The sequence below is a fragment of the Chryseobacterium ginsenosidimutans genome (assembly GCF_024807225.1).
GTDB classification, from domain to species: Bacteria; Bacteroidota; Bacteroidia; order Flavobacteriales; family Weeksellaceae; genus Chryseobacterium; species Chryseobacterium ginsenosidimutans.
This window is the reverse complement of record NZ_JANUCO010000001.1, coordinates 4,400,321-4,423,474: the sequence shown is the minus strand read 5'-3', so window position 1 is coordinate 4,423,474 and position 23,154 is coordinate 4,400,321. Positions and strand designations below refer to the sequence as shown.

Annotated in this window: 20 protein-coding genes; 12 read left to right on the top strand and 8 right to left on the bottom strand. The window is 34.6% G+C overall.

Features of this window, described 5'->3' with window-relative positions; genetic code table 11:
• Positions 1–18: 18 nt before the first annotated feature.
• Together J3D55_RS20735 and J3D55_RS20730 are read right to left on the bottom strand one after the other, a co-directional pair.
• Positions 19–2,403, bottom strand: coding sequence for a M1 family metallopeptidase (locus J3D55_RS20735; protein WP_259134274.1), 2,385 nt, complete (start codon positions 2,401–2,403; stop codon positions 19–21).
• A 68-nt stretch (positions 2,404–2,471) separates the two neighbouring features.
• Positions 2,472–3,050 carry a HupE/UreJ family protein gene (locus J3D55_RS20730; RefSeq protein WP_259134266.1) on the bottom strand — a complete coding sequence of 193 codons (579 nt, stop codon included), beginning with the start codon at positions 3,048–3,050 and terminating at the stop codon, positions 2,472–2,474.
• A 67-nt stretch (positions 3,051–3,117) separates the two neighbouring features.
• Here J3D55_RS20730 and J3D55_RS20725 point away from each other — a divergent pair, with 67 nt between their 5' ends.
• From J3D55_RS20725 to J3D55_RS20705, 5 genes are all read left to right on the top strand, one after another.
• Positions 3,118–3,369: a hypothetical protein gene (locus J3D55_RS20725; RefSeq protein ID WP_259134264.1), complete on the top strand. Its 252-nt coding sequence runs from the start codon at positions 3,118–3,120 to the stop codon at positions 3,367–3,369.
• Positions 3,345–3,647 (top strand): type II toxin-antitoxin system RelE/ParE family toxin, encoded by a 303-nt coding sequence (locus tag J3D55_RS20720; RefSeq protein ID WP_259134252.1) that lies wholly within the window; start codon positions 3,345–3,347, stop codon positions 3,645–3,647. The genes J3D55_RS20725 and J3D55_RS20720 overlap by 25 nt, the downstream gene beginning before the upstream one ends.
• Positions 3,644–4,144 (top strand): DUF6702 family protein, encoded by a 501-nt coding sequence (locus tag J3D55_RS20715; protein WP_259134249.1) that lies wholly within the window; start codon positions 3,644–3,646, stop codon positions 4,142–4,144. The genes J3D55_RS20720 and J3D55_RS20715 overlap by 4 nt, the downstream gene beginning before the upstream one ends.
• 143 nt (positions 4,145–4,287) lie before the next feature.
• Positions 4,288–4,977, top strand: a complete 690-nt coding sequence (locus J3D55_RS20710) for a phosphatase PAP2 family protein (RefSeq protein ID WP_259134246.1) — start codon at positions 4,288–4,290, stop codon at positions 4,975–4,977.
• On the top strand, positions 4,970–5,251 hold the full coding sequence (locus J3D55_RS20705; RefSeq protein ID WP_259134244.1) for a phosphatase PAP2 family protein: 282 nt from the start codon (positions 4,970–4,972) through the stop codon (positions 5,249–5,251). The genes J3D55_RS20710 and J3D55_RS20705 overlap by 8 nt, the downstream gene beginning before the upstream one ends.
• A gap of 2 nt (positions 5,252–5,253) precedes the next feature.
• Here J3D55_RS20705 and J3D55_RS20700 read toward each other — a convergent pair whose 3' ends face one another.
• From J3D55_RS20700 to radA, 4 genes are all read right to left on the bottom strand, one after another.
• On the bottom strand, positions 5,254–5,847 hold the full coding sequence (locus J3D55_RS20700) for an acyl carrier protein phosphodiesterase (protein WP_259134240.1): 594 nt from the start codon (positions 5,845–5,847) through the stop codon (positions 5,254–5,256).
• 69 nt (positions 5,848–5,916) lie between these two features.
• Positions 5,917–6,675, bottom strand: a complete 759-nt coding sequence (locus J3D55_RS20695; protein ID WP_259127825.1) for an IS5 family transposase — start codon at positions 6,673–6,675, stop codon at positions 5,917–5,919.
• Between the two features lie 117 nt (positions 6,676–6,792).
• Positions 6,793–8,334 (bottom strand): M12 family metallo-peptidase, encoded by a 1,542-nt coding sequence (locus J3D55_RS20690; protein ID WP_259134237.1) that lies wholly within the window; start codon positions 8,332–8,334, stop codon positions 6,793–6,795.
• A 77-nt stretch (positions 8,335–8,411) separates the two neighbouring features.
• Complete coding sequence (gene radA / locus J3D55_RS20685; RefSeq protein ID WP_259134235.1) at positions 8,412–9,761, bottom strand: DNA repair protein RadA; 1,350 nt, start codon at positions 9,759–9,761, stop codon at positions 8,412–8,414.
• Between the two features lie 59 nt (positions 9,762–9,820).
• On the opposite strand from radA, the gene J3D55_RS20680 reads away from it, so the two are divergent.
• The 4 genes from J3D55_RS20680 to yidC all read left to right on the top strand — a co-directional run bounded on the left by J3D55_RS20680 (position 9,821) and on the right by yidC (position 14,838).
• Positions 9,821–10,009 carry a hypothetical protein gene (locus J3D55_RS20680; protein ID WP_259134221.1) on the top strand — a complete coding sequence of 63 codons (189 nt, stop codon included), beginning with the start codon at positions 9,821–9,823 and terminating at the stop codon, positions 10,007–10,009.
• A gap of 291 nt (positions 10,010–10,300) precedes the next feature.
• Entirely contained in the window at positions 10,301–10,870 is a 570-nt protein-coding gene (locus J3D55_RS20675) for a YceI family protein (protein ID WP_259134219.1), read from the top strand.
• Positions 10,871–11,199: 329 nt separating this feature from the next.
• The gene (gene pyrG / locus J3D55_RS20670; protein ID WP_259134217.1) at positions 11,200–12,807 is read left to right on the top strand and encodes a CTP synthase; all 1,608 of its coding nucleotides are present in this window, start codon (positions 11,200–11,202) and stop codon (positions 12,805–12,807) included.
• Between the two features lie 234 nt (positions 12,808–13,041).
• The gene (gene yidC, locus J3D55_RS20665) at positions 13,042–14,838 is read left to right on the top strand and encodes a membrane protein insertase YidC (RefSeq protein WP_259134214.1); all 1,797 of its coding nucleotides are present in this window, start codon (positions 13,042–13,044) and stop codon (positions 14,836–14,838) included.
• A 90-nt stretch (positions 14,839–14,928) separates the two neighbouring features.
• Here yidC and rnhB read toward each other — a convergent pair whose 3' ends face one another.
• Entirely contained in the window at positions 14,929–15,513 is a 585-nt protein-coding gene (gene rnhB / locus J3D55_RS20660; RefSeq protein ID WP_259134211.1) for a ribonuclease HII, read from the bottom strand.
• Positions 15,514–15,631: 118 nt separating this feature from the next.
• Here rnhB and J3D55_RS20655 point away from each other — a divergent pair, with 118 nt between their 5' ends.
• The 3 genes from J3D55_RS20655 (at position 15,632) to argS (ending at position 22,152) form a co-directional block, all read left to right on the top strand.
• Positions 15,632–18,601, top strand: coding sequence for a SusC/RagA family TonB-linked outer membrane protein (locus J3D55_RS20655; RefSeq protein ID WP_259134206.1), 2,970 nt, complete (start codon positions 15,632–15,634; stop codon positions 18,599–18,601).
• A gap of 11 nt (positions 18,602–18,612) precedes the next feature.
• On the top strand, positions 18,613–20,271 hold the full coding sequence (locus J3D55_RS20650; RefSeq protein WP_259134203.1) for a SusD/RagB family nutrient-binding outer membrane lipoprotein: 1,659 nt from the start codon (positions 18,613–18,615) through the stop codon (positions 20,269–20,271).
• Between the two features lie 123 nt (positions 20,272–20,394).
• On the top strand, positions 20,395–22,152 hold the full coding sequence (argS, locus tag J3D55_RS20645; RefSeq protein WP_259135184.1) for an arginine--tRNA ligase: 1,758 nt from the start codon (positions 20,395–20,397) through the stop codon (positions 22,150–22,152).
• Positions 22,153–22,209: 57 nt separating this feature from the next.
• On the opposite strand, the gene J3D55_RS20640 is transcribed toward argS, so the two are convergent.
• Positions 22,210–23,145, bottom strand: a complete 936-nt coding sequence (locus J3D55_RS20640) for a YihY/virulence factor BrkB family protein (RefSeq protein WP_259134197.1) — start codon at positions 23,143–23,145, stop codon at positions 22,210–22,212.
• Positions 23,146–23,154 lie beyond the last annotated feature (9 nt).

Sequence of the window (23,154 nt, the reverse complement as noted above, 5' to 3'; positions counted from 1 at the left end):
AGTTACATTACTTTTCTGTTACTTTTTCTCTGCAGCCTGCATTGGGTTTACTTTTCCGTTGGCGCCGCCTCTTACATTTCCGCCTTCTTTTTGTTTGAATAATTCAAATTTCGAAACCTGTGCTGTACCATTATCGTTGCTCCAGAAATTGTTTGAAGTATCGATGTCGGCAGTTTCTCTCATCGGATCTAGCTGAATTGATTTTAATTTTTTATCAAAATAATACGTCTTAGAAGCTTTCTGCTCGTTCAGTCTCCAGATTTGAGCCGAAGATTTGTCCGTTAATTTTGTTCCGTCTTCGAAAGTAAATTCAAGAATAATCGGCATTACCAAACCTCCTTTGTTTACAAAATCAATCTGATAAGCCGTAAGATTTTTAAACTTATCTTTTTCTTTTTGCGTTAAAGGCTCCGTTCCGTCAAATTTTGAAGTGTATTCTTTATTATTATCCACTTTTTCCTGACCTCTGTCGTATCTATAATAGAAATCCTGTGCTTCTTTGTCTTTTTCTACGTAAAACGTGATGTTTTTATCCTGTCTGTTTCTGATTTTTGAAAGATCTTCAAATTCATTTACAGCAGGTTTATCGACTTTATATTTGTTTTCTTTTGCCTCTCTTGGAGCTGTATTCAGATCCGGAGCTGCCGCAGTTACTTTATCAATCGCGATGTCAACAGGATCTGTTCCGTAGAACCAGCCTCTCCAGAACCAGTCTAGATCTTCACCACTTACATCTTCCATTGTTCTGAAAAAATCTGCAGGTTCAGGGTGTTTGAAAGCCCATCTTTTAGCGTAAGTTTTAAATGCTTTGTCGAAAAGTTCTCTTCCCATGATCGTTTCACGAAGAATATTCAATCCTGTAGCCGGTTTTGAGTAGGCATTCGGACCAAACTGAACAATATTTTCAGAGTTGGTCATGATTGGCTCCAACTGATCTTTCGGAAGTTTCATATAATCAACGATCGTCCAAGCCGGACCTCTTTTTGAAGGGAATTTATTATCCCATTTTTCTTCCGTAAGATATTCAACAAAGGTGTTTAAACCTTCATCCATCCAAGTCCATTGTCTTTCATCTGAATTAATGATCATCGGGAAAAAGTTGTGACCAACTTCATGAATTACCACACCCAACATTCCATTTTTTATTCCTTCAGAATACGTTCCGTCTTTTTCTGTTCTTCCGTAATTAAAACAGATCATTGGATATTCCATTCCGTTTGCCGCTTCTACAGATTGAGCAACAGGATATGGATAAGGAATTGTAAATTCTGAGTAGGTTTTGATTGTATGTGCAACTGCTTTTGTAGAATATTTTCTGTACAATGCATAAGCTTCTTTCGGATAGAAACTCATCGCCATTACTTTATTATTGTTTTCAGGAATCGTAACACCCATTCCGTCCCAGACAAATTTTCTTGAAGAAGTCCATGCGAAATCTCTTACATCATTCGCTTCAAAAGACCATGTTTTTCTTTGTTTTGAATGATTTTTTTCTGCCTTTTTAGCTTCATCCAAGGTTACAATTTCTACAGGTTCGGTTGAAGTTTTAGATTTATTATATCTTGCCAATTGATCTGATGTCAACACCTGATCGTAATTTTTACATTCACCAGTTCCGCCTACAACGTGATCTGCAGGAACATTCATCGAAACTTTAAAATTTCCGAAAACTAGAGCAAATTCTCCTCTTCCCGTAAACTGATGATTCTGCCATCCGTGAAAATCGCTGTAAACACACATTCTAGGATACCATTGCGTCATCGTGTAAAGATCGTTTCCGTCTTCCGCGAAGTTTTCATAACCGCCACGACCGCCCATTTTTATTCTGTTGGAAATATTGTAATTCCAATCTACTTTAAAAATGAGTTTTTCGCCTTTTTTAAGAACTTTAGGCAAATCAATACGCATCATGGTTTTGTTTACCGTATATTTTAAAGGATTTCCTGAAGCGTCTGTCACTTTTTCAAGATTTACACCAAATCCATTATCTGAAGCAGGCAATTCTGAAGTTTTCAGCTGTTGATCGGTTGCTGCTTTTGGAAGAGTAGAAGAAGCCGGGAAATCTGCTTTCTTTACATTAGAAACCTGATTTTCATCCAATTGCAACCAAATATAATCTAAGTCATCCGGAGAATTATTGTAGTATGTAATGGTTTCAGAACCTTTTAGATTTCTTTTGTCTTCATCAAGGTATGCATTGATATCATAATCGGCTCTGTTTTGCCAATATTCATGACCCGGAGCTCCTGAAGCAGTTCTGTAAATGTTGGGCGTAGGAAGAATTGTTCCTAGCTGTTCAAATTTATTTCCGTGATTACTCCCGGGATTATTCTGAATATTTTGTGCGGTGAAACCTGTATACGCAAATACAGAAAGTGAAAGTAGGGTAACTTTTAGCTTCATAACCGAAATTTTTTTAAGGATTGTCAAATATAATAATAAGTAGGGGAAAAGTTGAAAATGTTTAAACCTTAGAACGGAATTCTTTCCAACGTCATTTTTAATGATAAGGCAAAGACTCCTGAAGAGACAAAAAGAATCCAGTCTTTTTGATTAACCTTAAAGATTTTAAGTAAAATAAATAACAGAATTAAAATACCGAAAACAATAGCAATTTGTCCCAATTCCAAGCCAATATTGAAGCCTAAAAGCGGAACTGCAATGCTCTGACTTTTCGCAATCATGACTCTTGCTGTATTGGCAAATCCCATTCCGTGGATAAGTCCGAAAACTAAGGCTAAATAATAATTGATTTTATTTTGCGACTGTTTTTTATTTTTCATTAAAATATTTCCGAGGGAAGTCAAAACAATCGTCAACGGAATCAGAAATTCTACCCAAGCGGAATTGATTCTCACAATATCGAAAATACTTAAAGCCAAAGTAACCGAATGTCCGATGGTAAAAGCAGTTACAAGAAGTAAAATTTTCTTTACATCATTAAAAGAATACACCGCAATTAAAGCCAAAACAAAAAGCTGATGATCGAGCGCATCTAATGAAATAATGTGTTCCCAGCCAAGCTTTAGGTAAAATAAAAAATCCTGCATTTTTTAGTAATATTATTGGAATGCGATGATACAAAATTTATTTTAACTTTGTATAAAATTCGACGTTATGATTGTTAATATAGAATTGGAAAATTCGGAAGATTTTGTCTTTATCAAACAACTTTTAGAGAGAATAAAAGGGGTAAAATCTGTTTCCGTACAAAGCGAGAATGAAGTTTATGAAGATGGTACGCCGAAATGGCTAATTGATAAATTGGCAGATTACGCAGATCGTCTTGAAGAAAAAGATATGATTTCTGAAGAAGAGTTTTTTTCAAATGCAAGAAAGAAAGCGTGCGAATTGTATTCTCGAAAATAGCCAATCAGAGCTATGAAGATATAATTGAGTTTCTCTCTCATACTTGGACGGAGAAACAAATTAATATGTTTATAGATGAAGCTCAAGATGTTGTAGATAGATTAAAAGAGGGTAAATTCAAATTACATCAAAAACATTCTAAAGACATCCGTTCAGCATTAATCGGCAAAAAACACGTAAGAATGTTTTTCAGAAAGGAAAATGACAGCCAAATCCGGATTCTTCTTTTCTTTGATATGCGACAAGATCCACAAAAAATAATCGATTTATTACAATGAAAAAAGCACTTTTCTTTTTTTCTGTTTTGCTTATTCTTTTTTCTTTTACAAAGGAAAAACACCCTTATCATGTAGGTTCTGTAGAAATTAATTACAGCCAGAAATCAAAAACTTTTGAAGTTACGGGACGTTTCTTTTTGGATGATCTTGAAAGCGGATTAAACAAAAAATACGGAAAACCGCTTCATTTTAATGATGTTAATTATAAAAGTCAGCTCAACGAAGCGATTAAAAATTATTGCTCAGAATATTTTAAACTGAAAGCCAATAATAAGTCTCTGAATGTAAATTTCGTAGGCTATGAAGAAGACCACGAATCTGTAAATGTATATCTGGAATCTGAAAAGATTGAGAGTCCTAAAAAAGTAGAAGCAGCGGTGAGTTTTCTGTATAATTTTTTTGATGACCAGCTTAATATTGTTCATATCATTGTAAACGGAGAAAGGAAAAGCGAAAAACTGACGTATCCGAATCGATACCTGTTTCAACAGTTTTAGTGATAAAATAGATATTAACAAAACATAAATATTTTTCTCAGTTTATCATCGACTTCATTAATGATTGTCATTTATTTTTAAAATTTCCTATTTAACATAATGTAGTATTAATTGAGTAGTTTTGCGCCCTATTTTATTAAACTATGAATATAAGAAAAGTAATTACTGCCTTTAGTATATTATTTTCTGTACTGATGTTGGCTCAGCAAGACAGTCTTACTATTAATCTTTCTTCGGATACTCTTGTTGTACAGCAGGATTCAGTGAAAATTTCTCAGTTAGATGAACCTGTTTCCGAATCTTCTTTTACAAAAAATCAAGATAAAAAAAACGATATCTGGAGTCATCTTAAGTATGACATTGTTACCATGGCAGGAGGTTTTGGGAATGCTTTTACGCGTCCTTTGTCTTGGGAGAAAAAAGATTATCTAAGATTGGGAGCTACTGTTGCCACTGTAGGAATAATATATCTTGCGGATGAAGACATAAGCCGTACTTTTATTCGAAACAGGGAAAATGTTCCGAATGTCGTTAGAAAATTCGGGTGGTATTTTGGGAGTCCTCAAATCAATTATGGTATTACAGGTGCTGTGTATGTAACCGGACTTTTAACCAATAATGAAAAATTGAGAAGAACCGGAGTATTAATGATCACTGCGGCAAGTGCGACAGGAGCAATTCAGCAAATCTCAAAATCGGCAACCGGAAGAGCAAGACCGGGAGCAGGACTTGGAAAGCACTTCTTTAAACCATTCGGAGGAGATGCCAATTACAGAAGTTTTCCTTCGGGACATACGGTTTCTTTCGATCACTACCAGTTACGCTTTGTCTAAACAATTTGAAAATCCTTGGATAAAAGGAGGGATTTTAGCGGTAGGATCTATTGTTCCCGTTTCAAGACTGTTGGAAGGAGCTCATTGGTTTTCTGATGTTGCATTAAGTGGTATTATGAGTATTGCTATCGTGGAAGGAATTGATAAATTTATGAAAAGGAAAGAAAAATATGAAGTAGATAAAAAATATAATCTGGAGCAGCACAATAAAACTAAAATTGCTTGGGATATTAATGCAGGACCTTTCGGAATAGGCGTTGTCGGGCGTTTTTAAAATTAATTCTCCAATTGCAAAAGCGCATTGATTCCTTTGGCGTGTTCCAGTAAATCGGGAAAGAAATCATCGTAACATTTCTGGAGCGTTTCTTTATTATCTAAAAAAGCTTCAAAAACGGGAATATTTGTCTCTAAATATTTTGCTTTATTAAGTACATTTCGCATGCTGTATTTAATATTCTGATCTTGTCTGTAATTGTAAAGCCAGTTATCCTGTTCCATTTTTTCGAGCATTCTTCTGAAATTTTCAGGGAGAAATTCGTAATTCTCATTCAAAACACGATACACTTTTAAGGAATGGTCTTTCCAGCCTTGTAATGAATGTAGACTTAAATCATTCGCCACAAAATAATCCATAGAAACATCTACAAAAGCTCCTGCATACAATCTTACGAGCGGTGCAAAAACTTTTTTCGCCTCATGAATCGCGGGATGAGAATCTGTGAAAGTATCTATGGCGCGATGAAGTGTAATACCGTCCTGAATATCTTTAGGAAAAGAAAAACGATCTCTGTTTCGGATAAAATCTTCCAGAAACTGACCAACAATCTGCCCGTCAGTAAAAGTAAGAAATGAGTGCGCCAAATAATTCATACTACAAGATAAGGCTTAAAATTAAATCCTCCGAATAAAGTTAAAACATTCGAAGGACTTAGAGCCTGTTTAAATTTTATTAAGTAATAATTTTATAGCGGATAATTTGACCATATTTTCGGAAGTTTCCATTAGGAGTTCATAATTTCTGCATAGCCTTCTATCATTATCAAACCATGAAAAAGTACGTTCAACAATCCATCTTTTATGGAGTGGCTCAAATCCTTTTTCTTTTTTGTCACTCCGCATAACGATTTGAATGATATAGCCTAATTTAGTTTTTATTTCCTCAATAATACCCCCTCTGTAACCTCCGTCCGCTAAGATTACCTGAAGCGGAATTAGTAAATATCGCAATGTTTTCATCAGCAATAATGCCGCTTTACTGTCATGAATATTGGCTACACTTACCATTACGGCTAACAAAAACCCGTTTTTATCTACCACGACGTGTCTTTTGATTCCTTTTACTTTTTTGGCTCCGTCAAAGCCATTGAGTGAACGGTTATTTCCCCAACGAACACTCTGGCTGTCCATAATTCCTAAACTTGCCTGCGATTTCTGGCCTCTATCCCGACGTACTTTCTCTCTTAATTTTGATAATAATAAATCGAAAATCTCCAGATTTGACCATTTTGAATAATAGTAATAAACCAATTGCCATTTTGGAAAATCATGAGGCAAAAGTCTCCATTGGCAGCCTGTTTTTACCAAATAATTAATAGCATTCCAAATGATAATCAAATCATATTTTCGTTTTCTGTCATCAAAATCTAATGCTTTTTTTATAAATTGCCACTGAGTTTGGGTTAAGTCTGTTGGATACATTGAAGTTTTTTGTTTTGCAACTCTAAAATGACAATTTTTATTCAACTTCTTACCCTTACTCTTTTTTTTTATTAATTTTTTAAACAGGCTCTTAATGATTATTTTAAAAAAAGAAATTTATTTAACGATAAACTTTTTAGTCCCTACAAATAAACCTTTATCATCGTAAATACTTAAGAAATATCCTCCGGGAACAAAATTTTTAACAGTAATAGTCCTTTCACTTGTCGTTAAAATCAATTGTCCGACTGTATTAAATATTTTAAATGAATATTTATCGGTATCATTTAAAGAAATAGTAATCGTTTCACTCGCAGGATTCGGATATAACGTGAATTCCGTAGTTTGGGGAAGAACTTCAATGGTTGTTAAAGTAGCAGATTGAGGCACAAAATTAGAAACAACACATGCAAAACGCGAGAAAGCAAACATTTCGTCCGACGGATTTGTATTTCCTATCGCAATTCCTGTCGGTTCAGAATTATAGTTGATACTTGGATTTGCCCAACGATTAATTCTTGTACAATTAAATCCTGCCGCGGAACACTCATCATTATAAGCCATAATCGTTCTCCATCTTTGGGACGAAACGCTGGAAGCTCCGAGAGTAATCGCCGTTTTATTCGTATATCCGTGATGATGATCGCACGGAGTTGTACCTGTATCAACATACCAATCGTGTCTTAAACCCATATTGTGACCCATTTCATGAGCCATCGAATAATTAGAAACCGCACAATTGTAAAGCGTTACAGAAAATGCAGAACCTGCAGAATAATTGGTGGGATTTGTGTTCAGATTGCCCAGTCCGCAAGTGTTTGTAGGTGTTGCGGTAATAAGAGAGCAAACGTCTGCTCCGTAAGTTGTTCGCAACGTATGAACATCATCCATAAAACCATCACCATTTGTTCTGAATCGGGTTAAATCTGTACTGATATTTCCTGATTCTGTATAAGTGATTTCTCCGGCGTAAACTAAATTTATAGTTGTGTTCGTAACTCCCGAATTGAGTAAAGCATTATTAAAATTCGTAACAGCAGTTGCCACAAAAGAGGTGCTCTGTGCCAAACCTCCCCAAGCAATTCTTGCATCTGTCGTGAAAATTACCATCACATCAATTCTGGTGCTGCTGCAAATGGGAGTCGCGGCCGAACAAATATCCGGATTTACCTTATGACCATTTCCATTGGATGCTTGACTGAGAATATAATCGTCTTTAGAATCCTGATCCAGAATTTTCTGATCACTCACAACTGATACGGCGAAAATATCACCATTTGTCTGATGAAACATTACTTTTTTGTCACCTGAAGAATACATTCCGGTAACAATATCTTTATATTTTGAAAATACCAATTCTGCAGCCGGATCATTTTCAATGGCATAAACATAAGAAATACTGCCGTTTGAGTATTTATAAGTGGTCTTAAATTTAGCTTTAATCTCCTGATGCGTTGGAAGATTGATGTCCAAATCTGAATTAAGAGTAAAAGAAGGCTGCAAAAAATATTGCGTAAGAACATACGTTTTTGCTAATCCTACACTTATTTTCTGCGTGCTGTTTAAGTTATTTTCGTTAATAGAATGTTGGAAAATCTTATTTTGCGAGAATAATAAGGAAGAGCAAAAAATTACCAATGCAGTAAATTTTGTTTTCATGATTTGTTTAGTTTTAAAGGTTATAGTTAATAAATATACAATATAACCTTGAAAACTAGAATTTATTTTACAAATGTTTAAAACAATCTTTCATGAAAATCTTCAATTTTACTTACTTCTTCGATCTTGATTCCGTATTTTTTCTTGGGAAGTTTATTTAAATTAGAAATAAAAATCTTCTCATATCCTAATTTTTCAGCTTCGGTAATTCTCTGTTCGGCTTGTGCAATCGGACGAATTTCTCCACTTAAGCCAATTTCTCCCGCAAAGCAATAATGCTCAGAAATGGCAATATCTTCGTTTGAGGAAAGAATCGAAGCGACAACCGCCAAATCTAAAGCCGGATCATCGGTTTTTATTCCTCCGGTAATATTTAAGAAAACATCTTTTGCGCCCAGTTGAAAACCTGCTCTTTTTTCCAGCACGGCGAGAAGCATATTCAGTCTTTTGGCATCAAAACCTGTCGAACTTCTTTGCGGAGTTCCATAAACCGCGGAGCTTACCAACGCCTGAATTTCCAGTAACATCGGTCGGTTTCCTTCCAACGTTACGGCAACAGAATTTCCGGAAAGCTCTTCAAATTTTTTAGTGATTAAAATTTCAGAAGGGTTTTTAATTTCTTTTAAACCTTGAGAAACCATTTCGTAAATTCCAATTTCGGAAGTCGATCCGAAACGGTTTTTATTGGCTCTCAATAATCTGAAAAGGTGGTTTCTGTCGCCATCGAAATTCAAAACAACGTCGACCATGTGTTCCAACACTTTCGGACCTGCAATTTGTCCGTCTTTTGTGATGTGACCGACCAAAAAGACAGGGATACTGTATTCTTTAGCGTATTTAATGATCTCATTAGAACATTCTCTGATCTGAGAAACCGTCCCCGGAGAACTTTCGATTAATTGTGATTGTAACGTTTGGATTGAATCGATAATGACAAAATCGGGCTCCAATTTTTTGGCTTCATGCAGAATTTTTTCCAACGAAGTTTCTGTGTAAAGAAAACAGTTGGGATTTTGAATATCCGTTAATCTGTCGGCTCTCATTTTGATCTGAGACGCACTTTCTTCCCCCGAAACGTAGAAGACTTTTTTCTTCATTTTCAGGGCAAGCTGAAGAAGCAGGGTAGACTTACCAATTCCGGGTTCTCCACCGATTAAAGTGACAGATCCTAAGACAATTCCGCCTCCCAAAACGCGGTTGAGTTCTTCGGAAGGGGTTTTTATGCGCGGTTCTTCACTGGTTTCAACTTCAATAATATTAATGACATGTTGTTTCGATTTCGAAAAAGGCGGCGTTTTAGATGAGGTTTTTTCTACCACTTCTTCCACCAAAGTATTCCATTCTCCGCAGTTTTTACACTGTCCCATCCATTGAGAATACTGTGTTCCACAGTTTTGACAGAAATATGCTGTTCTTAATTTTGCCATACTGCGAAGTTCAAAATTTTTTTTGAATTTTTGTTTCGAATTTTAATTAATTTTCAGGTATGAAAAATGTTTTGGTGAAAAGTCTGGTGGTTTTTGTTGTGATGACTCTTTTGAATGCTCAATTTACTGTATGGTCATTGCATTTTTTAAAAGAAGCTTCCGGTGAAATTGCAATGGTTTCCGATTGTTATTTTTTTAACATGTTTATTGGTTTCAATAATTGGTTTTATCACCATTTTGGTTTTTAAAAAAGTTTATAATTCAATTTTAAAAATCTCAGTTGTATTTGAAATTATTTATTTGGTGACTTTACTTATTTCAGGAATAAATCCGTTTCAATATTTCTTTACTAAAGAAGGTTCAACCTTATTAGATCTTTTGATTTATCTAAACTCATTTGCCGTTTTATTCCTCATGTATCTGGTTCATTTACTCTATTTAAAAATAATTTTATCAACATCAAAAAAATAACATACATCAAGGTCACGTTATAATAACTGGCTTACCTTTGCTTTAAAATTAATCATAAATAATATATAATGAAAAAAGTACTTTTAAGTTTAGTATTTACATTGATAAGTGTCTTAAGTTTTGCACAGATAGACTGGGTTGTAGATCCGATGCATTCTTCTGTTAATTTTAATATCAAACATATGGGAATCAGCTTTGTACAAGGTAGATTCGATAAGTTTGACGGAAAAGCTTCAACCAAAGGTAATACTCTGGATGGTGCTGAATTCGCTTTTAACGTTGATGTTAATGCAATCAATACAGGGGTTGAAATGCGAGATAAGCATTTGAAAAGTGCAGATTTTTTCGATGTTGAAAAATATCCGACAATGAGTTTCGTTACAATTTCGATTACAAAAGATAAAAATAACTCATATATCCTAAAAGGAAAACTTACGATTAAGGATGTAACTAAAGATATCAGTGTTCCGTTAACTTTTGGTGGTATCACGAAAAACCAACAAGGAAAGGAAGTGATGGGAGTTCAGACAACATTTAAAGTAAACCGTTTAGATTATAATATTAAATATGATCCAACGGGAGCAGGTGTGGCTAAAGATGTGGACGTTAACTTATATTTTGAGTTGACTAAGCTGTAGTTTTCATATATAATTTGGTTTAAGAAAGAAGGTTTTCAATTGTATTGGAAACCTTTTTTTTGTTTTGTGATTGTTGGTGCTCGCAAAGGTTTTTTTATGAAACCGTTTTTAAGGCGCAAGAAAATCATAGATTTTTAGCAGTGTTACTTTTAAGTATTAAAAAATATTCACTGTGAAATTTTATCATAGATAAAATCCTTGCGTCTTAAAAGCATGATGATATTTAATAATCTTTGCGCCTTTGCGATTATCCAACAATAAAATTTAAAATTCTAAAATGAAATTGCTTTGTATTTCTTTTTCCCCTAACTTTGCACAAACCTAATCTAATGAGTAAAAAGAATACAAAGTACATCTTTGTGACAGGAGGTGTAACTTCATCTTTGGGAAAGGGAATCGTTTCTGCTTCTCTGGGACTTCTACTAAAATCACGCGGCTTTAATGTAACGATCCAAAAACTAGATCCTTACATCAATATCGACCCAGGAACGCTGAACCCTTATGAACACGGAGAATGCTATGTAACCGAAGATGGTGCGGAGACGGATCTGGATTTAGGTCACTATGAGCGTTATTTGGATGCTCCTACTTCTCAAAATAACAACGTTACGACAGGGAAAATCTATCAGACTGTAATCGAAAAAGAAAGAAAAGGAGACTTCCTTGGAAAAACAGTGCAGGTAATTCCTCATATCACGAACGAAATCAAACGTAGAATTAAAATTTTATCTAAACAGAACTACGATATCATTATTACTGAGATCGGCGGAACTGTAGGAGATATTGAATCTTTGCCTTATATCGAAACTGTTCGTCAGTTGAAGTGGGAATTGGGTGAGAAAAACTCTATGGTGATTCACCTTACTTTATTGCCTTACTTGGCTTCAAGTGGAGAATTAAAGACAAAACCTTCTCAGCATTCCGTTCGTCAGTTAATGGAAAGCGGAATTATGGCGGATGTTTTGGTGTGCAGAACAGAGCATAAAATTCCGAAAGATCAGAGAGCAAAACTGGCTCAGTTCTGTAATGTTCCTTTGGATAATGTGATTGAATGTAAAGATTTGGCAACAATCTATGAGGTTCCGATGTATCTTCAAAAACAAAACTTTGATGATGTAGTTCTTAAAGGGCTAGACCTGAAAAGTGATAAAGAAGCTGATCTTAAAGACTGGAAAAATTTCCTTAAAAAATTCCAGAATCCTAAAAGAACTGTAGAAATTGCATTAGTTGGAAAATATATTTCTCTTCAGGATTCATATATTTCAATTGCTGAAGCTTTCAAACATGCAGGTGCAGATCAGGAAACTGAGGTGAAAATAAGATGGGTTTACAGTGGAGATTTAACAAAAGAAAATATCAAAGAAACTTTAGAAGGAGTTTCGGGTATTTTGGTTGCTCCGGGCTTTGGAGACAGAGGTATTGAAGGAAAAATCCTTACGGCACAATATGCAAGAGAAAATAAAGTTCCGATGTTGGGAATTTGTTTGGGAATGCAGATTATGACGGTAGAATTTGCCAGAAATGTTCTTGGATATACAAAAGCCAACTCAATGGAATTCGATACTTCTACAGAACATCCTGTGATTTCATTAATGGAAGAGCAGAAAAATGTTGTGGATAAAGGAGGTACAATGCGTCTTGGAGCTTGGAAATGTTCTGTAAAAAGTGGTTCTAAATTAGCTGAAATCTACGGAAGCAAGCATATTTCTGAAAGACACCGTCACAGATACGAATTCAACAGTGATTATATCGGTGAATTTGAAAAGAATGGATTCCTTGCAACAGGTACAAACCCTGAAACAGGATTGGTAGAAGCGTTAGAAATGCCGGATCACCCGTTCTATGTAGGAGTGCAGTATCACCCTGAATATAAGAGTACAGTAGCGACACCGCACCCTTTATTTAAAGCTTTTATTAAGGCTTGCGAAAAGAAATAAGAGTATTCTAGTAATTGAAACCTTCAAGGTTTTTAAAACCTTGAAGGTTTAGATAAAGTAATTATCAGATACAAACGTCATATATAAACTCAGACTGATCTTTCTCAGCCTGAGTTTATTATATAGTAACATATTATAGTATAGAGTTTTGATAAAAAAACAGTATTTTTGTCGACTCGAAATATAGAATATTACTATATATATTAATAGGTAAAAAATTTTAATTAAAATAAAATGCAACAGAACAACGGACTCGATAAAAGTCAAATGATTAGTTTTGCGGTTTTATGTTTGGTTCTTTTTGGTTTCATGTTTTATTTTCAAAACAAGCAATCGAAAGAAGAAGAGGTAAAAGCTCAGCAACAGAAGACGGAACAGACTAAAAATGCTGTAAAACAAACTCAGGTAAGCAATATCAATCCAAATGTAACTCCTAGTTCAATTCAGACGGCGAAGCTTTCTAATAAAGAATTGAACTTAGAATTTGCAAGTTTAGGAGGACAGGTTTCTCGAGTAGAACTTGCAGAATACAAAGCCTATGATCGTAAGACAGATAAGGCAGATCTTCCGCTTAATCTGATTACTAAAAATAACTCAAACTACGGTTTCCAATTCAAAGATAAAACAGGAAAAGTAATCAATACTAAAGATTTAGTTTTTGCTCCTGCTGTTAACGGAAACGCGGTAACGATGACGGCTAATTATAACGGAGCGGTTATTCAGTTTATTTATACATTACTTCCAAAATATACATTAGATTTTAAAGTGAGAACGCAAGGTCTTGCTAAAATTACTGCTGATAATAAGGCAGATTTTATCTGGGATTACAGCGTGAGAAACCTTGAAAAGGGGAGAGCTCAGGAACAGTCTCACTCAGAATTTTCATATGCTTTCGATAATTATAAAAAATATGATTACGATGGAAGAACAACGATGGATGAAGATAAAGAAACACTTAACTGGATCGGTGTAAAACAGCAGTTTTTCTCTTCTGTAATTGAAGCTAAAAACGGATTTACGCACAGCAAAGGAAATCAGGAAACGGTAGAAGAAGGCGAATATTTGAAAAAACTAAACTATGAAGGTTTTGTTCAAATGCAGGGAGGAGAATTGAATCAGGATTTTACTTGGTATTTCATGCCTTTAGATTTAAAATTATTGAAATCTTATAATAAAAGTTTTGATGAAATTTTACCATTAGGTTGGGCTTTTATTGGCGGAATGAACCGTTATTTCTTTATGCCAATGTACAATATCATTGCAGGATGGGGATTAACAGCTGGTTGGGTAATTTTCTTAATGACAATTATTGTTAAGCTAATCTTGTCACCGATTATGTATAAACAACATAAATTGAGTGCGATGATGAAGGTAATCCGTCCTGAAATTGATGAAGCTAATGCTAAGTTTAAGGATGCCGATGCCATGAAAAAGCAACAGGCTACCATGGAAATCTATCGAAAAGCAGGAGTGAACCAAATGGCGGGATGTCTTCCGGCGTTGGTACAGATTCCTATTTTCTATGCATTGTTCCGTTTCTTCCCGAACTTTATTGATTTGAGAGGTAAAGGTTTCTGGTTTGCAAAAGATTTAACAGCTTATGATGATTTAATTAAATTACCATTTAAAGTTCCTTTCTTAGGAGATCATTTAAGTGTCTTTGCCATTGCGTGTACGATCGTAATCTTGATTTATACCATCATGACTTCAGGAAATATGCAGCAGCCACAACAGGAAGGAATGCCAAACATGAAAGTATTAATGTATATTTTCCCAGTTACATTCTTATTCTTCTTGAATACTTCTGCGTCTGGTCTTTCTTGGTATTATTTTGTTTCGAATGCAATTAATATTTTAATCATCCTAGTCATTAAATATGTGATTTTGGATGAAAAGAAAATTCATGCCCAGATTCAGGCGAATAAAGAAAAGCCAAAATCGGAAGGCAAGTTCCAAAAGCGAATGAGAGAGATGATGGAGAAAGCTCAGGACCAACAAAAAACGGTTGAGCAACAAAAGAAAAAGAAATAATTAAGTTAATATAACATAAAAGAGAAGCAAATATTTGCTTCTCTTTTTTATTTATAGTGATAATGAAATATAAATCTAACTCGTAATTTGTTAATCATATTTTAATCTGAAAGACTGTCTATGGTATTTTGTAGGACCAAGTTTTATTAAGGCTTGCTGATGTTTTTTGGTAGCATATCCAAAATTAGTATCCCATCCATATTCAGGATGTTCTTCGTGAAGTTCAATCATCAGTCTGTCTCTATAGTTTTTTGCTAAAATTGAAGCCGCCGCAATTGATAATACTTTTGAGTCTCCTTTTATGATACATTCGTGAGGAATATAATTGTAGGGGTGAAATTTATTCCCATCCACCAATATAAGCTCAGGACGGATGGTTAATTGGTCAAGTGCTTGATGCATAGCATGAATGCTTGCGTTAAGAATATTGTGCTGGTCTATAAACTGGGCAGAAAGCTCTGCGATGGCGTAATCTTTAACGTTATCTTTTATATAACTATCCAAATCCATCCTAGTCTTAAAATTTAACTTTTTTGAATCATTAACCAAATTTTGGTTAAAATTATCATCTAAAATGACAGTCGCTGCCACAACAGGTCCACATAAACAACCTCTACCCACTTCATCGCAACCTGCTTCAACATAAAAAAGTGACCATTTTTTTACTAAATCCATAATTATCTTGCGTCTTGAAATATAAAAACATGTAAAATTAAATATTTTTAACAAAAAATTTGGTTACTTTAAGAAAGTTTTACATATTTGCAAATAATAAAAAATAATCAATTTAAATATGAAGAAATTAACAGCAAGTGTTCTACTGGTAGTTTTGTCATCTTCTTTTGCAGTTGTAAATGCACAGAAAAAAAGAAATGATACAATCACTAGAGAAGGAAACATAGGTGAAGTAATTATTACTGGTGCCTTAGGTATTCAGAAAAAGGCTGATGCTCAAACTGCTGCTGTACAGGTGGTTGGTAGTGATCAAATTACTGCAGCATCTAACCCAAATGCAGTTCTTGCGTTGCAAGGTAAAGTTTCCGGTGTAACTATTACAAATACAAACAGTAGTGTAACAGGCACGCCAAAGATTCAGATCAGAGGTATGCGATCTCTTACAGGTAATAATAATGCACTAGTAGTAATTGATAATGTGATTTCCTCAGCTGCGGCATTAAATCAGTTACCTCCTGAATTAATTGAGTCGATGAATATCCTTAAGGGTTCTCAAGCAGCAGCTTTATATGGCTCTGATGGTGTAAATGGTGTTGTTTTAGTTAACACTAAGAAAGGTGCTAAAGGAAGAATGAGGGTTACTTATAATGGTTCTATTGATTTCGAATCTGTATTAAATACACCTGAAAGACAAAGAAACTACGGCCAAGGATGGTACGGAGGAAAAATAAATGTTGAAAATGGTTCTTGGGGAGCTCCTTTTAATGGTCCTCTAGGTGGTCAAACAGTAGGGTACGGTATTCCTTTATATGATGTTAACGGAGATGGGCACATTGATGTAAACCCTAATGATGATACTGCTACACCAGATGATGCTGCAATGATTCAGTCTACATATGCTCCATATGGAAGAAATAACGTTAAGGATTTCTTTAAAACAGGTACTGTTTACCAAAACGGGCTGACTGTAAATGTTGGAGATGAGAACAGTTATTTACTATTATCATTAGATCATCTTCAAAGAGAATTTGTTGTGCCTGATGACAAATTGAAAAGAACGTCAGCATTCTTGAAAGCAGGAACAAAATTCGGTAAATGGAGTTTTGATGCTATTGTGAATTATACTCGTCAAACTACAAATACTACAGATTCAAATTTGTATGAAGATTTGATGATGTCATCAACAGATATTCCAATTACAAGATGGAAAGATTATCCGGATAATGCATATGCATGGAATATTTATTATCAAAACCCTTACTGGAGTATTAAGCACGTTAGATTTAATACTACAACTGATAGACTAAACTTAGTTGGCTCTGTAGGTTATAAGATAAACAAAAATATTGATGTATTGTACAGATCAAACCTTCAATATGTAGGTAGCTTCTCAAACCAATGGAATGACGGATGGACAAGCACACTTGTTACAGACGCAACTGCTATCACATCTTCTTACGCGCAATCTAATGCAAGTCAAAATAAATACTATGGGGATTTATTGATTAACTTCAACTATAATCTTACAGATGATTTAAACATGAAGCTTAACGTAGGACACAATTTCCAAAACTTTAGTTATAATACAACTAGTGCTGGAGGTACAGGTTTAATTATTCCTAATTTATATCAGATATGGAATTTAGGTAACCCAACAAACCCTTACAGTCTTGATAATACGAGAGGTTCTTATAATTCTCAAGCTGTATTTGCTAACTTAGACCTTGGATATAAAGATTATTTATTCCTTACTGCTACTGCTAGAAATGAGTGGAATTCTGTATTACCTGAAGGAGAAAGAAGTTATTTCTTCCCATCGGTTGGTTTAAGTTTTATTCCAACTAAATTTTCAAATTTTGGAGGTAATGTGTTAAATTATATGAAAGTATATGGTAACATCAGTGGTACTGCAAATGCTTCTTCTGTAGGTGCTTATAGCGTAAGAAATTATTTTGGTTTGGGTGCAGGTTTTCCGTTTACACCAACAGGTGGTCTAAGCTTCCTTTCTCCAACATCTCAAACAGACAAAAATATCAAACCTGAGAAAGTATCGAAAAAAGAAGTTGGCTTATCATTAGGATTCTTCAATAACAGAATTTTACTTAATGGAGCTGTTTATCAGGATGATACTACAGACATGATTACGAACAGAACTACTTCTATATCTTCTGGTATTGGAAGCTTATTAACAAATGTTGGTAAATTAAGAAACAGAGGTATTGATGCTGATATTACTGTAACTCCATTAAAAAGTCAGGATTTTAGATGGGACATCGGAGCGAATTTTACAACTTACCAAACTGAAGTACTTGAAGTAGCTCCTGATACTGATAGAGTAGCAATCGGAGGTACAACATTGGTTGGTATTTATGCGATAAAAGGGATGAAAGGCCTTCAATTGATGGGTACTGATTTTGTAAGAGATGATCAAGGGAGAGTAATTGTAGATGCAACAACAGGTAGACCATCCGTAACTTCTACATTGCAGAATTTAGGATCAGTTAACCCTAAGTATCTTTGGGGATTCAATACCAGCGTAAACTACAAAGGTTTTAAACTTACGGCTACAGCAGACTGGAGAATCGGTGGTAAGATTACAACTGAACTTCTTCAGAACATGGCATTCAGTGGTTCTTTACCTGAAAGTGGTAATTTTGATAGAGAAGCAGGTTTTATCATGCCTAATTCTTCTTATCTTTCTAACGGTCAGTATGTTGCTAATAGCAATGTATATTATCAATATGCAAGTGGGGGTACAGGGAATACTCTTTATGATGGGGTAGAATATTACTATCAAAGTCAATTTGGAACAGTAGGTGCTAACCAGGTTGTTAATGCATCATACTTTAAACTTAGAGAGGTTGCTCTTTCTTATACCTTCTCTTCAGATATGCTAAAAAATAGTGGTTTATCAAGTCTTACAGTAGGTGTACATGCAAGAAACCCTTTTGTAAAATACTCTGATAATAACAGAAACTTCGTAGATCCGGAAACGGCTTACACTACAGGAAATGCACAAGGATACGCAACAGTTGGACAATATCCTTCAATAAAATCTTACGGTTTTAGTGTAAATGCTAATTTTTAATTAAATAAAAAATGAAAAAGATATTTTTATATTCATCGATTGCCCTTACAGCTTTCGTGTCGTCTTGTAGAGAGATGGACGACAATATTTCTCCAAATAATGTTGATCCTGCACTTATTTCACCGAGACAAACTTTAACAGCTTCTGAAAATTTGGTTTTTACAGCTCAAGCAGGTACAATGAATTCTTTATCGAATGTTTGGACTAATACTTGGGCAGGGAATAATTTCTATTTCGGTAACCCTTTAACAAGAGAGTACTCTCTTGATATCTCAAATACTTTCAGTAATGGAATCTGGACAAGTAGTTATGTTGCTGCAAATAATTTACAGGGAATAATTAACAACGGTTCTACTCTTCCATTACATTCTGCTATTGCAAGAATTTTGAAAGCATATACTATGCAGTATGTTGTAGATTTCTATGGTGATGCACCATATTCTGATGCTTTTAAAGGGCAAGAAAATCTTGCTCCAAAATATGATGACGATGCAAGTATCTATAGAGCACTTGTCTTAGAAATTAACAAGGCTATAGCTGATATAAATGCAACGCAAGCTAGTGGTATTAATGGAGGTAATATAGTTACAGCTCAAGAGGATGTTATATTCAAAGGGAATATGAACAGCTGGAAACAATTTGCTAATAATGTAAAACTTAAAATTCTTTTAAGACAATCTAAAGTTACGGATACATCTGTAAAAGCATTTGTAGATGCACAGCTTCAAACATTAGCTGCTTCAACTACTGCAGCGTTTTATACTGGAGATGTAACTATTAACCCAGGTTATAGTAACTTAAATTCATCAACGCCGAACCCAATGTTTAGTAACTATGGAGCGGTAAATTACCAAGGTAGTTCAATTAATACTAATGGGTGGAGACTTTATAAAGCTGCACAATATTACGCCTTTTCAGTAAATGGTACTAGCTATGGTTCAGCATCTGCTGATGCAAGAGGTGGTGTTATGTTCAGACGTCTTTCATCTAGTAATAATGCACAGTCAGGTGCTACTGTACTTGGTTTGAAACAAGGAGGACCTAAACTAACTGGGAATGAATTTAGTCTTGCATCTTTTATAGGATGGAAATTTATTGGTAGTAATGTTTCTAGCCCAACTGCTCTTAACAATGCAAATTTATATGCAATGTTAGCAGCGGGTGATACTTCTGCAGGTGCTGTAATTGCGCAGGGTGGTTCAGCAATGGATGGTTATTTGGCACTAGGAGCAGAAAATAAACTTTTACTTGCTGAAGCAGCGACTTTATATCCAACAATCTTTACATTCAGTAATCAGACTTTATATCAGTCTGCAGTTCAAGATTCGTTTGCATTCTATGGTCTTACGGCTATTCAGGCAACAAATTATCTGAATGCATTAAATGCAACTACAGTGGGTTGGGCAGGTGCTCCAAATCAAATTGCAGCAATCCAGTATCAGAGATTTGCTTCTCTTGCAAACTTAAGACAGGTTGAAACATATGTTAACTTCCTTAAAACAGGTTATCCTGCAATTCCTGTAGCAGATAATGCAATCTATCCTAACAAACCTTATAGATTAATTTATCCTACTTCTGAATATACAGGTAACGCTAATAATGTTCCAAATGTTACTCAGGCTCAGGCTTTTGTTAAAAATCAATACACTCCCTTCTGGAATCAAAACTAATTTTTGCTAAGCAAATTTTAATATAAAACCGCCTTCGGGCGGTTTTTTTATTTCCGTATATTTGTAGTTCAAAAAAAATTAATCAAAGCTATTCGTATAGCTATGAAAAATCATTATAAACAGATGAATATTAAAAATATAATAGAAGAAAAACTTTCGGAGGTTATTTTGAATGTCTATCAGTTGAAAGACATTAATCTGGAAGTTCAGGAAAATAAAACGGAGTTTGAGGGTGATTTTACGATCGTGACTTTCCCATTGGTAAAGCAATTGAAGAAAAATCCTGAAAGTATTGGTGTTGAATTAGGGGAAGCTTTAACAGAGCAAACAGAATTATTAGAAAGTTTCAATGTCGTAAAAGGCTTTCTTAATGTTAAAGTTAAAAATCAGTTTTTTGTAGATAATTTTACATCTATTACGAATGGTTTTGACAAAATAGAAAAGAAAAATTCTACGGTAATGGTAGAATATTCTTCCCCGAATACCAATAAACCTCTTCACTTAGGACATATCAGAAATAATTTATTAGGTTTTTCTGTGGCTCAGATTCTCAAGGAAGCAGGTTTTGAGGTGATCAAAACTCAGATTATTAATGACAGAGGAATTCACATTTGTAAGTCGATGTTGGCTTGGGAAAAATTTGGAAAAAATGAAACTCCTGATGCAACGGGAACAAAAGGTGATAAATTCGTTGGAAATTATTACGTAAAATTCGATCAGGAATATAAAAAACAGATTTCTGAACTTATCGAGCAGGGTATTTCCGAAGAACAGGCAAAAAAAGAGGCTCCTTTAATGAAGGAAGCTCAAAAAATGCTTTTAGATTGGGAAAATGGCGATGAAAAAGTAAGAAATCTTTGGAACGAAATGAACTCGTGGGTTTATAAAGGTTTCAACGAAACGTATAAGAGATTAGGAGTCGATTTTGATCAGGTTCAGTACGAAAGCAATACCTATATTTTAGGAAAAGATCTTATTCAGGAAGGTTTGGATAAAGGTGTTTTGTATCAAAAAGAAGATGGTTCTGTTTGGTGTGATCTTACGGAAGATGGTTTGGATCAGAAATTATTACTACGTTCAGACGGAACTTCGGTGTATATGACTCAGGATTTGGGAACTGCGGTAGAGCGTTTCAAAGAGGGAAATATCCAGAAATTAATTTATACTGTTGGGAACGAGCAGGATTATCACTTCCAGGTTTTATTTAAAATCTTAGGAAAATTAGGATATTCTTGGGCAGATCAGTTGTATCATTTATCTTACGGAATGGTTGAACTTCCAAACGGAAGAATGAAATCTCGTGAAGGAACGGTTGTAGATGCTGATGATTTGATGCAGGACATGTACGAAACTGCAAAAAAAATAACAATAGATTTAGGAAAATTGGAAGGACTTTCTGATGATGAAAAAGAAGTGTCTTACGAAATAATTGGGCAGGCTGCATTGAAATACTTTATGCTTAAGGTTGATCCTAAGAAAAAAATGTTGTTTAATCCTGAAGAAAGTGTAGAATTTTCGGGAAATACAGGACCATTTATTTTGTATACTTACGCTCGTATTCAGTCTTTATTGTCAAAAGGAAACGTTGAAAAGCAAACCCCTGATGTTGATTTCAATCAGTATGAGAAAGAATTAATTATGCTTTTATCAAATTATAAAGGAATCGTTGAAAAAGCAGCCGAATTATTGAGTCCTGCGTTGATAGCGAATTATGTCTATGATTTGGTTAAATCTTACAACTCATTTTATCAAAGCAATCCGATTTTGAAAAGCGAAGATGAAAATGTAAAACAAATGAGATTAAACTTATCAGATCTCACAGCAAAAACGATAAAAAAATCTTTACAACTTCTGGGAATAGGAACTGTAAACAGAATGTAAAATAAAAACCTTCAGAATTTCTGAAGGTTTTTTTTATGTATTTAAAAGTTATTCAATTTATAACTTTAATTCATCATTTTTAGTTTTCAGACTGTCTTCATACAACTTCGCATCGCTCCATTTTGCATGTTTTGAAGGAATAATGGTGTAGCCTTTTTTATAGGCATAAACTTTCGTGTATTCTGCGCCGAAGAAAATCAGCATACAGGAATAATTAATCCACATCATAATCAAAATCACGGTTCCTGCAGCTCCGAAAGCGGAAGTAGGTTTTGCCGTTCCGAAATAAAGACTCAATAAAAATTTGCCTAACGTAAATAAAACGGTGGTCAGAAAAGCGCCTTTCCAAACGGGTTTCCAGCTGACTTTCACATCTGGAAGTACTTTAAATATCAAAGCAAATAGAAACATGACGATAACAAAACCAATGCTAAAATTTACCAGCTGTACCGCGAGATAAGTTTCTAAACCAAAATAGGCGGTAATCCAGTTATTTAAAACGCTGATCAGGGAGGAAAGAACCATGGTAATCATTAATAAAAAACCAATGATAAGGATCATTCCCAGTGAATTGGCTCTGTCTAAAAGAAATTTAACCAAAGCTTTTTTAGGTGCTGCTTTTACATCCCAAAGCGCATTTAAAGAACGCTGAAGCTGAAAAAATAGGGTAGTAGAACCGAAAACCAGCGAACCAATCCCAACAGCTTTCATAATCACATTTTCTTTGTCTATTAAAGCTCCTGCAATCATGTCCTGAATACTTTTGGCAACATCCTGACCCATAATTCCACTAATCTGATTGCTGATTTCTCCACGAATTGCTTCTTCTCCAAAGACATATCCTGCAATCCAGATAATAATGATTAATAATCCGGGAATCGAGAAAATTGCGTAATAAGCTAAACTCGCAGAATCATTCGATGCACTTGAATTATTCCATTCTTTGAAAGTGTCTTGTAAGGTTTCCCAGAAAAATTTTGCGTGATTTATCATTTGTAATTG